General features: G+C 63.4%; 11 protein-coding genes. 9 read left to right on the top strand and 2 right to left on the bottom strand.

The features are described 5' to 3' along the window. Positions 1–44: 44 nt before the first annotated feature. From CXR02_RS10970 to CXR02_RS10940, 7 genes are all read left to right on the top strand, one after another. A complete protein-coding gene (locus CXR02_RS10970; protein ID WP_104062025.1) occupies positions 45–1,109 on the top strand; it encodes a type II glyceraldehyde-3-phosphate dehydrogenase in 1,065 nt (354 codons plus the stop codon). Then, positions 1,106–1,357, top strand: a complete 252-nt coding sequence (locus tag CXR02_RS10965; protein WP_104062024.1) for a DUF2933 domain-containing protein — start codon at positions 1,106–1,108, stop codon at positions 1,355–1,357. The genes CXR02_RS10970 and CXR02_RS10965 overlap by 4 nt, the downstream gene beginning before the upstream one ends. Next, complete coding sequence (locus CXR02_RS10960; RefSeq protein WP_104062023.1) at positions 1,354–2,034, top strand: isoprenylcysteine carboxylmethyltransferase family protein; 681 nt, start codon at positions 1,354–1,356, stop codon at positions 2,032–2,034. Before CXR02_RS10965 ends, CXR02_RS10960 begins: the two co-directional genes overlap by 4 nt. Before the next feature lie 90 nt (positions 2,035–2,124). Then, positions 2,125–3,054, top strand: coding sequence for a DMT family transporter (locus tag CXR02_RS10955; protein WP_219816414.1), 930 nt, complete (start codon positions 2,125–2,127; stop codon positions 3,052–3,054). 98 nt (positions 3,055–3,152) lie between these two features. After that, positions 3,153–4,817, top strand: coding sequence for an AarF/ABC1/UbiB kinase family protein (locus CXR02_RS10950; protein WP_104062021.1), 1,665 nt, complete (start codon positions 3,153–3,155; stop codon positions 4,815–4,817). Between the two features lie 133 nt (positions 4,818–4,950). Beyond that, on the top strand, positions 4,951–7,080 hold the full coding sequence (locus CXR02_RS10945; RefSeq protein WP_219816413.1) for an NUDIX domain-containing protein: 2,130 nt from the start codon (positions 4,951–4,953) through the stop codon (positions 7,078–7,080). A gap of 184 nt (positions 7,081–7,264) precedes the next feature. Beyond that, positions 7,265–7,759, top strand: a complete 495-nt coding sequence (locus CXR02_RS10940) for a universal stress protein (RefSeq protein ID WP_258060909.1) — start codon at positions 7,265–7,267, stop codon at positions 7,757–7,759. Positions 7,760–8,152: 393 nt separating this feature from the next. Here the strand turns inward: CXR02_RS10940 and CXR02_RS10935 are convergent, their stop codons facing one another. Together CXR02_RS10935 and CXR02_RS22905 are read right to left on the bottom strand one after the other, a co-directional pair. Next, positions 8,153–8,596, bottom strand: coding sequence for a hypothetical protein (locus CXR02_RS10935; protein WP_146072510.1), 444 nt, complete (start codon positions 8,594–8,596; stop codon positions 8,153–8,155). Between the two features lie 56 nt (positions 8,597–8,652). Continuing rightward, entirely contained in the window at positions 8,653–8,718 is a 66-nt protein-coding gene (locus CXR02_RS22905; RefSeq protein WP_258060916.1) for a multicopper oxidase domain-containing protein, read from the bottom strand. Between the two features lie 377 nt (positions 8,719–9,095). Here CXR02_RS22905 and CXR02_RS10925 point away from each other — a divergent pair, with 377 nt between their 5' ends. Both CXR02_RS10925 and CXR02_RS10920 read left to right on the top strand, forming a co-directional pair. Next, positions 9,096–9,410, top strand: coding sequence for a universal stress protein (locus CXR02_RS10925; RefSeq protein ID WP_104062018.1), 315 nt, complete (start codon positions 9,096–9,098; stop codon positions 9,408–9,410). Between the two features lie 606 nt (positions 9,411–10,016). Beyond that, the gene (locus tag CXR02_RS10920) at positions 10,017–12,821 is read left to right on the top strand and encodes a cation-translocating P-type ATPase (protein WP_104062017.1); all 2,805 of its coding nucleotides are present in this window, start codon (positions 10,017–10,019) and stop codon (positions 12,819–12,821) included. The last annotated feature ends 17 nt before the right edge of the window (positions 12,822–12,838 follow it).

The raw sequence follows: 12,838 nt of genomic DNA, 5'->3' as shown, positions 1-12,838 counted from the left end.
AACCGCCATCGACGAAACGCAACCGCAAGTGGGAAGGCATACCAATGAGTAAGACCAGAGTGGCCGTCAATGGATACGGAGTCATCGGCAAGCGGGTAGCGGACGCGGTCCTGTTGCAGCCGGACATGGAACTGGTCGGCGTCGCCGATATCATCACCGACTGGCGGATCCGCTCCGCTGCGGGACGTTTTCCGCTGTTCGCATCCACCGACGACGCGCGGGACGCCATGAGTCAGGCAGGCCTGACCATCTCCGGAGGCCTGGATGACCTGCTGGCCCAGGCGGACGTTGTCGTCGATGCGACACCCAAACATGTGGCGGCCGGCAATCTGCCCCGTTACCGGGCGGCAGGTGTGAAAGTCGTCCTGCAGGGCGGTGAATCCCATGACACCACAGGGCATTCATTCGTGGCGCAGGCCAACTATGACAGCGCCCTGGGCCGGGACATGACGCGCGTCGTCTCATGCAACACGACCAGCATCGTCAGGGTACTCGGTGCCCTGCAGGAAGCGGGCCTGCTGGCCAAGGCCCGCGGAGTCCTCATCCGCCGTGCCACCGACCCCTGGGAATCACACCTCGGAGGGATCATGAACACCATGGTCCCGGAACCGAAAATACCGTCCCACCAGGGCCCTGATGCCCGGACCGTCCTGCCCGATCTGGACGTCGTCACGATCGCGGCCAAGGGCGCCCACACCCAATCCCATAACCATTACTGGACCCTCCAGCTCACCCGCACTGCCAGCAGGGAGGAGGTCCTCGCGGCCCTGCGGGCCGCACCGCGGATAGCGTTCATACGGATGGCTGACGGGCTCGTCGCCCTGAACTCGACCATCGAACTGATGAAGGATCTTGGCCGGCCCCGCGGGGACATGTGGGAAGTCGCAATCTGGGAGGAACTTGTCACCGTCGAAGGAGACGAGGCCTACCTGACCTATCAGGTCTACAACGAGGCCATCGTCGTACCCGAAACCATCGACGCCATCCGCGCCCTGACCGGGTCCGCCCCGGACGCGGTGACATCGATGACGATGACCGACTCGACGCTGGGCATGAGGCAGGACTTCCTCGCCGAGCATCTGCCCGTCCTGCCGGGAGGCCAGCCATGAACCACGACCACCAGCATTCGGGCGGCAGCCAGCCCGGGACGCCGCCTCCCGTGCAGCCCGTTCAGGACCGCAGGGCCCTGTATCTGCGTGGCGGGCTGACCGTCCTGATCATCATCGCCGTGTTCTACCTGCTGACTAACCACTGGCTGCACGTGCTGGACGCACTGCCCTACATTTTCGTGGTGGGGATGCTTGGCATGCATCTGTTCGGTCATGGAGGCCATGGAGGCGGGGGTGCTAAATCATGACAAGTGATGACTCCGGGTACAACCTGTGGTTCCTGGTGATTCTGAACTCCGCCATATTCATTGTTTTCGCGTTCAGCTTCGTCAAACCCAAAACGAAACTCGACTGGCGGGCCTTCGGCGGGTTCGCCGCGTTCATCGTCGCGTTGTTCACGGAGATGTACGGTTTTCCGCTGACCATCTACTTCCTCTCCGGCTGGCTGGGCAGCCAGTTCCCGAATCTCAACCTCTTGACCCATAATTCAGGGCATTTGTGGCAGGACCTCATGGGCTGGCAAGGAGATCCGCATCTGAACCCCCTGCACCTGCTGAGCAACGTACTCATAGCTGCCGGCTTCATCCTGCTCTATCAGGCATGGCGCGTTTTGTATGCGGCACAGACGGAGCACCGGTTGGCGGTCACTAATATCTACGCCCGGCTCCGCCACCCGCAGTACCTGGGGTTCTTGACCATCATGTTCGGTTTCCTGCTGCAGTGGCCCACCCTCCTGACTCTGATCATGTTCCCGATCCTCGTTGTCGTCTACCACCGCCTCGCCAGACACGAAGAGAAAAACATGGCCGCCGAATTCGGAGAGGACTACCTCGCCTATGCCCGCAACGTTCCAGGCTTCATCCCCCGGTTCGGCAAGAACAAAGGGGTACCGCGCGTTCACGGCGGCACTGACCATCCTCAGTAGCCATGCTTCGGCTTGCGGGGCACCGCCGACCAAGCCGTGCGAAGTGCCGGCCGGAAGCCTTTCCGGGATTCTGCTGTCAAAGGAGCTGCTGTGCGCATACCCCAAGCAGTAATTGGTGCCGGACAGGTCGGAGACCTGCGCCGGCCCAAGCCGGTGCGGATGCTGTGGATCACTTTCGCCTGGGGCTCGTGCTTTCTGGCGATCAGTATCGGTCTGGCGGATGCCCCGCTGCTGTGGTTTGCCGCGTTGCGCGCGCTCATTGCCGGCGGGGCGCTTCTCGCAGTTGCGGGATTCCGGCGGGAACCGACGCCGCGCGGGGCACGGACCTGGACTCTGATAGCAGTGATGGGAATTGTCAATGTCACACTGGCATTCAGTGCCATGTTCGGCGGTCTGGCCGGCCTCTCAACAGGGGCCGCCTCCGTCCTGGCCAATGCCCAGCCCCTGCTCATAGTGCTTCCGGCCTGGTGGATATACAAGGAGCGCGTGTCCGCGCGAACGCTGGCAGCGATGGGGACAGGCTTCGCAGGGCTATTGGCAGTCGCCCTGCCCAGCGGAACTGGCACCGGTGCGTGGCTGTCCATCACCGCGGCTCTCGCGGTCACTGCCGGGACTTTGATTTCGAGGCAGATAAAGGCCGATGTCCTGCAGGTGATCGCCTGGCATTTCCTGATCGGTGGCGCAATTCTTGCCGTCATCGCCGGGCTCACCGAAGGGGCACCGGCCATCAACTGGGGTGTGCGCTTCATCGGCATTCTCCTGTATGTCTCCCTCGTCGGCACCGCTGCGGCCTTTCTCGGCTGGTTCACAGAAGTCCAACAGTGCCGCCTGGACGCGGTCACGGCATGGACCTTCCTGGTTCCGGTGTTCGGCATCCTGTTGTCCATGGTTGTCTTGGGCGAACGTCAGAGCAGTTGGAGCTTGGCCGGCATGGGCCTGGTTCTGGTGTCCATGGTCGTCCTTGTGCTGCCGCGAAGACAGCCCACCCTGCAAAGACCTGAAAACTCCCATGGACAATAGACCGCGCCCCGCCGCATGGAAAGGCAAGACGTGCAGGAACGTGAGGCACGCCCTTCCACTTCGAAGACCCCCACATCACACGGAAATCAGAACGGACAATGACAACGAACATACGTGTACACCGCTATCAGGAAATCGGCGAGGTTCTGGCCCGGCACGGGCTGGGCTTCCTCGTGGGCATCACCGGACTTGAGCGCTGGGTCCCGTTCCACCAGGGGCTCATGGGTCACGAACGAAGGGCCGAGCCGTACACGAATCCGGACCACTTGCGGTTGGCCCTCGAAGAACTGGGACCGACGTTCATCAAGCTCGGCCAACTCCTCTCCACCCGGCCTGACCTCTTGCCGCTCCAATACCAGACCCAGTTGGCTAAACTCCAGGACGCTGCCCCGCCGGTGCCAGGCGCAACGATCCGACAGGTAATCCGCGAAGAACTCGGGTCCGGACCGGACGAGGTGTTTGCGGACTTCACCCTCGAACCCCTCGCGAGTGCCTCTATCGGCCAGGCCCATGCAGCAACTCTCCACGACGGAACACCCGTCGTGGTAAAAGTCCGCCGGCCCGACGTCATACCCACGATCGAGGCAGACCTGGATATTCTGCAGAACCTCGCGGTCCAGATCAGCAACCGGTGGGAGGCAGCGGGCGACTACAACCTCCCCGGCATAGCCGCGGAGTTTGCACAGACTTTACGGGCAGAACTCGACTATCTGCAGGAAGGGCGGAACGCGGAGCGATTCGCCGAGAACTTTGCCTCCGACCCCGGCGTCCACATTCCCCGCGTCTTTTGGGAGACGACCACGTCCCGGGTGCTGACGCTGGAGCGGATTGTGGGGATGAAAGTCAATGATCTCGCGGCCTTGGACGGTGCAGGGATCGACCGGGCTGCGCTGGCTGTCCGGTCCGCCGGCACAGCCCTCAAAATGGTCTTTGAAGACGGGTTCTTCCACGCCGATCCGCATCCGGGCAACCTGTTCATCGAATCCGGCGGCCGCATAGGTCTCATCGACTTCGGCATGGTCGGCGAGGTGAACGAGAAGCTCCGGGGCCAACTCGGCGTCCTGCTGACTGCATTGGCCCGCAGCGACCCGGGCCGTGTCGGCTCCGCTTTGCTGGACCTTTCCGTAACCCGGCAGCCTGTGGACAGCAGCCGGCTGCGCGCGGACGTCACCCGGTTTATTGCCCTCTACGAAGGCCGCCCACTAAATCAGATCGAAATCGGGCCGCTGATCACCCAAGCGGTCGCGCTGATGCGCACTTACCACCTGCAGATGCCGCAGGAACTGGCGAAGCTCTTGAAGATGATGATCATGGCTGAAGGCATCGGAGTTGAACTGGACCCCGGCTTTAATTTGGGCGTGATGCTTGCCCCCTATGCCAGGAAGCTGATGTTGGGCCGCTTTGCGCCGCAGGCACTTGCCAGCCGCATGGCCGCAGTCAGTGCTGACGCAGCGGAATTGGCCGGGGACCTGCCGGAGTTACTGCGTCGAGTCGTGGATACCCTCGACACGGGGTTGGAAGTCCATTTACGGGCCGCGGAGCTCGAACCCCTGGTCGGGCGGGTGGAACGCATCGGCAACCGTCTGGTAGCTGGCATGATTGCTGCGGCGCTGATCGGAGGTGTTGGGGCTCTGACGTCGGGGGACAAGGAACGCTGGGGAAGTTGGGAGAAACCATTAATGCGCGCCGGGCTGGGCGCGGGCGGTGCGCTTGGCGCTTATCTGGTCTGGACTTCACGGCGCGCAGGGGGATCACATCGATGAGGAGTCAAGATTCCGCACGCCGAACCGGATCCTGCACCCCCTTACTCCCGGCGGGCTCGGCCCGACTGTTTCCGCCGCCAACCCGGCACGGTCAGGCTCAGCGAGATGAAATTGCAACAGCGAAGGATGCATTGTGAAGGATCCAGGCTGCGGTGCGGACTCGAAAGACACCGGAAGGGCCGCCTTTGCCCCGGACGGCGATCCCGGGGCGGCCAACGTCCAAGGGGGTACCACGTCTGCATCCATGACGGACTGTGCCCCCTGCGTTGCCCGGCCATCACCGCTGCCACAGCGGGTCGCGTCCATCCAGACAGCCATCGCCGCCGAGAGAGAACCACTGGTCGCCCTCACGCATCTGCTGCAGCTGTGCCGGGACGAGCACCCCATACTGCAGGAGCGGATCCAGGATGCCGGCTGCCGCGCTAAGGCGGAGCAGGTCACAGCCGGCATCAGGTCCCTACTGCCCACCACATCGACCGGACCCGAACTGGGCCCTCAGGTTGCCGCTGCACTGGCGGCGGCACTGACCGCAGACGACGGCCTTCCCGCCGTCGCTGTCGCACGGCTACTGGCCGAACTTTTGGATGAACAGTACTGCCATAGCTTCCGCGAGTCCTTTCGCCGCCGGAGCCCTTACCAGCCAGGCGTTGGTGATCCTATCCCCCTGGACAGTCCAGACCTCCGGCATGTGACCGCGCTGACCGCGACCTCCCCGCCGTGGCGGCTGGCCAACCGCCTCGACGAGACCCGTCACGTCCGGCTCGCCGGGGAATGGGCCACACAGTTCCAGGTCATCTTCGACTACAGCCTTGCCCGCGAGCTCACCGGGATCATAGATCGCAACACCGTCGTGGCAACCTGCCATCCCAACCGCACCCTGGCTGATTTCCACTTTCCGGCCGACGCCAGCGGGCGGACATTCCCTGTCGGCCCGAAGGATGAAGACAAACAGCACCAGGAGATCGACCGGCTGATCAGCGCGGCGGTCGCAAACGGCGCGAGCATTGTTGTCCTGCCCGAGCTCTGCGTCACCGAGTCCCTCGCCGCCCGCCTGCAGAGCTGGACATGCCGGACAGGCGGGCCCAAGATGCTCGTTGCCGGAAGCTACCACCACGACGACGAGCATCTTGGGTCGCCGCGGCGGCGTAACACGGCAGTCGCGTATTTGCGCGGCACCCCTGCCCCGTTGACCCAGGACAAGCACTCGCCAGCCGATCGGCCGGTCAAAGAAGGTATCCAGCCTCAGGGTTGGCCCCAGCTGCGGGTCCATGTCAGTGACGACGGATGGCATCTGGTACTGGCAATCTGCCGGGACCTGCTCAATCCCCACGCGGTGCATGCTCTGGCCGAGTCTGGCGTCAACCTCCTGCTGGTACCGGCGATGAGCGAGACCCTCGTTGCCTTTGGCGGCCCGGTGGCGAACCTCGTAGGATCCGGCCAGGCCTTCGTGGCGGTAGCAAACAACCCGGCTGATTTCTCAGAGGCGACTGACCTGACGGTCCACCGTCCTGCCCGTGCGTTGTTCGGCCATCCTGGCTTTGGGCAGTTGACCCGGCTGGTGCAGCCTGCCAATTCCGCTCCCGGAGTGGGGCTGCTGCGTGTACAAACCGGCCAACTTCAATGGCTGGACTCCGAGGCTGGCCGGACTACGCTGACCCGCGGAACGTCCGTGCGTCCGCCGTGGGCCGACACGTTGGCCCGGCTGACCGGACCTGACCGTCCAGAACCGAACCGCCGGCCGACCCTGGTCACACTTAACCAGGCGGCGGTGCTTGTGCTGCTCACGGACAGCCCACAGGGCCCGTCCGTGCTCCTCACTGAACGGGCATCCGATCTAACCAACTACCCAGGGCAGCTGGTTTTTCCCGGCGGCGCTGCAGAAGCCGGCGACCACGGTCCGGCCGCTACGGCGCTGCGCGAGGCCCGTGAGGAAACCGCATTGGACCCGGGCAGCGTGCACATTCTGGGCATTCTCCCCGCAATCGCGCTTCCCGAAAGTGGCTACATTCTGACGCCCGTCATCGCATGGTCTGAGGGGCCCATCTTCACCGGCACGGCCAACATAGCCGAGGTCAGCCACATCACCACAATTCCGTTGTACCAGAGGACAAAGACAGGGCAGCAGCGACAGGATCCTGCACCGGACGAAGAAACCTCGGCGGAACGCCAACCCGCGACGCTGGGAGCCGGCACAAGCGCGATACTTGACATGCTCAGAGGCATGCTTTGGGGCCCGATGAGCACCGGGGCAACGGAGCCATGACAGGGACGACGAATCACTCGCCGAAAACCGCTGGTCCTGCCTCAGGCCGCGGCACGGAAGAGGCTGCCCTGACTGGGAAACCCCTCACATCACCCGTCACCGGCAGGCTGGCCTGCGGCGTAGCATCCTCCTTAATTGCAATCTCCATCAGGCACCTTGCCGCTGAAACCTGTATGGGAGACTGATGGCAACCAGCCAGGCAGGACCCCAACGGACGGCGGAGATCATGGGCGACGGAGACGGATTCAGGATCGCGGTCGGGGTAGATGGCTCGGCGGAATCACGGTTCGCTCTCGAATGGGCCGTCACGGAGGCCCGTCTCCGCCACGGACAGGTACGGGCAGTAACCGCCTGGGAGTATCCTCCCGAGACCGCCGGGATGGAAGCGATGATCTGGGATAGCAACATTCTCGAGCCGACAGCCCGGGGAATGCAGACGGACATCTTGAAGGGGGCGGACACCGAAGGTGTCGACGTCACTGGTGATGTCGTCCAAGGGCCTACAGTCACCGTCCTTATAAATGCCTCCAAGGACGCCGACCTGCTGGTCGTTGGTTCCCGCGGCCACGGAGGATTCACCGGGCTGCTGCTCGGATCCGTGTCCACGCAGGTACTCCACCACGCCGCCTGCGCCGTGCTCGTAGTCAGGACCTGGCCAGGAGTCCTCGAAGAGGGATGACATCTTCGAGGGACCGCCATGTCCCAAAGCACCGGCGATGGGGCAGGAGCAGCGGAATGGAAGCAAGTAGTCCCAGCGCGCCGAACAGTGCAGTGCCAACCGACCGTGCGACAGGTGCCGTGCCGGCCGGCAATGTGGTGCCGGGCCCCATCCATGGCAAAACAAGCTTTCGCTGAAACCGGGGAACGAACCGGCTCAACGATGGGTCGCGCCGGCGATGGGGCTGCCGGTCTTCGCCGGCGATGTTCTCTGTGTCCGCATTTGTGATCGGCTCTGGCGACGATCATGGCACCGAAGGCGACCTAAGCCGTGGGGCGGTACCCGGTCTGGACCACACCACGGATCACTGGATGAAAAATTCAATTCCGCCAGAGAACGGGTGATAACAGGCAGTCAGGTATTACTGGTCGAACTTGGCCCCGGATCCCGCCTTCGCGCTCTTGACAAGCGACCGCGCGCTAATGCGGCCATATAAGCGATGAGGAGGATAGCGATGAATAGACCAAAATCAGATCCCAGCAAGAGATTCACGGAAAGAAATATGCCGAAGGTGAAAACTCCGGTGACGAAGAGTATCCGCTCCGCCCAAATGTCGCCTCTTCGGTACGAGAAGCCTGCCAGACCGGCAATGGCAATTCCGAGTCCGATGGCGAAGGCACCCCAGGACGTGAAGACCAGTCCCATCCAATGGAACAGTGCTGGGTGAAGGCTGCGCAGCTCCTCTGGCGTCATCCCGGTGTATCGCTGGTCTTCCGGTAAAAGCACGACGACAGGCCTCAGCAACACGAAGGCAGACCCCATCAGGACGGTCAATGCACCTACGGCTACAAGAGTCACCCATGCCACTTTCGGGGGGTTTTGATCGTGCACAGCGCTCCTACGGCAGGGACTACCTATCGGACGTCGATGACTCCCATCATTCCACTGTCCTCGTGGTCCAGGATGTGGCAGTGGTACACGGGCTGGAATTTGTCAGGGTCCACTCCTCGACGGTCCGGGCGGCCACCGTCGAGTCCGTCCGGGTCTCGTCGAACTCGCGTCCGTTGATCGTTAAACTGATCATCCGTATCCCCATACCCATGCCGCCGGTGGCGAAGGTGAGCTGCCGATGGGGAGCCACGGAAGAGGCCCTCAAATCTGCCGGTGCCTGCTGGGCGGGCACAACCGAGGGAGGGGCTGCGTGCTCACCGGACACCGAAAGAGTGGCCAGCGCGATTCCGTCCTGGCCCTGGCCGTTGTTCCTAACCTGTTCCTGTCCCATCATGCCGGCCATGTTTCCGCGATGGTAGTACAGGGTCTTTAAGGTGGACTCGCCGAGGGCCGCTGTTACCAGGACATCCGCCCGGTTGCCGGGCACCAACAAGAGGTCCTCCACGCTCGCGGGCGAGAGCACGCGCCCGAGCCGGCCGCCCGGAGAGCGCTAACCGAGATTGCCGAAGGTGTCGACGTCACTGGTGACGTCGTCCAAGGGCCTACAGTCACCGTCCTTATAAATGCTTCCAAGGACGCCGACCTGCTGGTCGTTGGTTCCCGCGGCCACGGAGGATTCACCGGGCTGCTGCTCGGGTCCGTGTCCACGCAGGTACTCCACCATGCCGCCTGTCCCGTGCTCGTAGTCAGGACCAGGCCAGGAGTACTCGAAGTTGGATAACATCTTCGGTCGAGGGGGTCGCCCCAGTGGGCCGGGTGCACTGTCGGCTGTATCTGCGGCTGCCATGCATCAGCGGGTTCTTGAATGAGGGAGGGCCGGGTCAGCGTTGAGGCCGCGACGGTGGAACCGGAACAGGACTTCGACGGCGAGGGCGCCAATGAGGCAGACCAGCACAGATAACCGTCAGGTGTTCTTGCCGAAGCACTGTTAAATCAAAGAAATCCCGCAGTGGAGGCACGGTCAGCAGGAGGACCAGGGCGGCGTACACGGCACCAAATGATCGCTACCCGCCAGCTGTTCAGCGGCCGCGAGAGAACGACTAACACCCACAGGGCGATCAGCGTCAGTACGAGAACGGAACCGTGCGCGCCGCGGCGGTGCCGGAACCCGCCAGTAGGGAATACGCATTGATGGCGAGCACGCCTGTCCACGCGCAGGTCTGAAGTGAATCGTGCTTTCGCCGCGGCGTCGGCGTGTGCGCCTGGCCCGGCCGAGATGGCCCCCGGTTTGCAGCCCATGGGCAAAAGGCTGCAACGTTTCTTTCCTATACGCTGGGCCTCGCAGGATGTATGTCCCGCGGGCCAGTTCGTTGCGAGGAGTTTTTCCATGGTTTCCAACGATTCCCGCACTTCACGAGCGGGGACCTCCCCAGCGTCCGGGTCCGCCGGGCCGTCGTGGCATACGCTGTCGGCGGTCGACACCGCAGCGGCCCTCCGGACAGACCCTTCGGTTGGGCTGACCACAGCTGCCGCGGAATCACGGCAGCTGGAGCACGGGCCCAATGTGCTGGCTGAGGCACAAAAGAAACCTGCATGGAAAAAAGTACTGCGGCTCCTGGCGGGGAAGATGACTATCCTGCTGGTCGTTGCCGCCGCAGTGAGCGCCTCGGTCTCCCGGGAATGGGAAACGCCCGTCGTGATTCTGGCTGTCATCATCCTCAACACGGTTCTGAACTACGTTCAGGAGAGACGGGCTGACAGCAGTCTTGCGGCGCTGCGGAAGATGACTGTGGACACGTCTCGGGTGCGCCGGGACGGGGGCGAGCAGGAAATTTCCAACTCCGAACTGGTGCCAGGAGACATTGTGCTGCTGGACGCCGGGGATTCGGTCCCTGCGGACGGCCGACTGATCGAGGCTGTGAGGCTGCAGGTTGCCGAAGCCGCGCTGACCGGTGAGTCCCAGCCCGTGGACAAGACCACCCAGATGCTGACCGACGCGGATCTTGTGCTGGCGGACAGGACGAACATGCTTTTCACGAGCACCGACGTCAGCCGTGGGCGCGCCGTGATGGTGGCGACGGCTACCGGAATGGACACCGAGATCGGCGGCATCGCCTCATTGCTCGGTGGTGCGGGAACTGAGAAGACCCTGCTGCAGCGGCGGATCGATCAGCTTGCCGGGATGCTGACGATCGTCGCACTCGTTGTCGTTGCCATCGTCTTCATACTCGGATTGTCCCGGGGCCAGACCTGGTCCGATCTGCTGATCACCGCCGTCTCCCTCTCGGTAGCCACCATCCCGGAAGGTCTGACCGCCGTTGTCGCTTTCACTCTGAGCATGGGCGCTTCCCGGCTCGCCCGGCGCGGCGCCATCATCAAGCAGCTGTCCGCGGTCGAAACACTCGGCAGCACCACCCACATAGCAACGGACAAGACTGGGACGCTGACGCTCAACGAAATGACCGTTCGGCAGTTGCTCGTTGCCGGACGCAGCTTCCGGATCACCGGCAACGGCTATTCGACAGACGGCAAAATCCTGAGCAGCGATGGCGCCCCGCCCCCGGCGATGACGGATACCTTCCTGTCCATGGCGTTGTGCAACGATGCCTCCGTGAAGGACGGCGAACTCGTGGGAGATCCTACAGAAGGCGCACTCGTTGTACTCGCCGAGAAGGGCGGGATTGACGTCGAGGGTGCCCGAAAGGAGCACCCCCGTGTGGCGGAAATCCCGTTTGATTCGGACTACAAGTTCATGGCCACCTTCCACCGGCAGAACTTCACCGCCGGAGACACCACTCCCGCCCGCTTCCGCTGCTTCGCTAAAGGAGCACCCGGCGTACTGATGGAACGTGCCGATTCTGTCCTGACTGACACGGGGATCCGCCCGCTGGACGACGCTGAGCGCCAGCGGATCCATGAGGAGGTCCAGGCACTGGCAGGGGAAGGTCTTCGCACGCTGGTAATCGCCGGGCGCCGGCTCGATTCGGACCTGCCGCAGGACCCCGATGAGCTCCGGCTCACGGCGGACCGGTTGACGGTATACGCCGTGGTTGGGATTGTCGACCCGCCGCGTCCCGAGGCCGCCGCGGCAATCGCCACGGCACGGGAGGCCGGGATCGAGGTCCACATGATCACCGGGGATCACCTGGTCACGGCCTCGGCTATCGCCGCTGGCCTGGGCATCCGCGGCGAGGCGGCGGCCGGGACTGATCTGGACCGGCTCGATGACGCACAGCTCACCCGCCGGGTCTCCGGATATGGCGTGCTTGCCCGGGTCGCCCCGGAACATAAGATCCGCGTCGTCAAGGCGCTGCAGGCCGGAGGGAATGTCGTGGCGATGACGGGCGACGGCGTCAACGACGCGCCGGCATTGAAACAGGCAGACATCGGCATCGCGATGGGTATCACCGGAACCGATGTGTCCAAGGGCGCGGCCAGAATGATACTGACCGACGACAATTTCGCCACCATTGTCATTGCGGTCGAGGTAGGCCGGGGGGTCTACGCGAACATCATCAAGTTCGTGAAGTTCCAGCTGACGACGGCGTGGGGCTTCGTTCTGATCTTCCTCACCGCCGGTGTGCTCGGCTTGGCCGGTGGTGCGCCGTTCACCGCCTTGCAGATCCTGTGGGTGAACATCATCATGGATGGGCCTCCCGCGTTGGCGCTGGGTGTTGACCCGGCGGAGCCGGACATCATGAAGCAGAAACCGCGGCCCCTTGGCGAACCGTTGCTGACCCGAGACCGTCTGCTGCGGATTCTTGGTCTCGGCACGGTCATGGCTGCCGGGACCATTGCCGTCCTGATGCTTGCTCCCGCCCTGTTCCCGGAAAGCTCAGCGAACCCGGCCCTGCCAACCACCCTCGCGTTTACTACCTTCGTCTTTTACCAGGTATTCAACCTGCTCAACGTGCGCTCAGACTCCGGGTCCGTTTTCTCCAGGCAGACCTTCACCAACCGCAGCATCTGGGTGTCATTGATCGCTGTGATCGTGCTCCAGATTATGGTGGTGAACCTGGATGTACTGCAGGGCTTATTCGACACCACGGCCATGAGCTCAGCCCAGTGGGGGCTGGCCCTCCTGGTGGGTTCCACGGTTATGTGGGCAGAAGAAATCCGCAAGACGATTGTCCGGCGGCGCGACCGCCGGCCTTCCGCGCCAGCGCCGACAGGCCCCGGCCGGCAGTCCTGAAGTACCCTGCCTCCCGC

Origin of the sequence: Arthrobacter sp. 4R501, assembly GCF_002929755.1 — a bacterium.
In the GTDB taxonomy this organism is placed as follows: Bacteria; Actinomycetota; Actinomycetes; order Actinomycetales; family Micrococcaceae; genus Arthrobacter.
The sequence above is the reverse complement of the archived record's forward strand: the minus strand, read 5'-3'. Positions and strand labels throughout refer to the sequence as shown.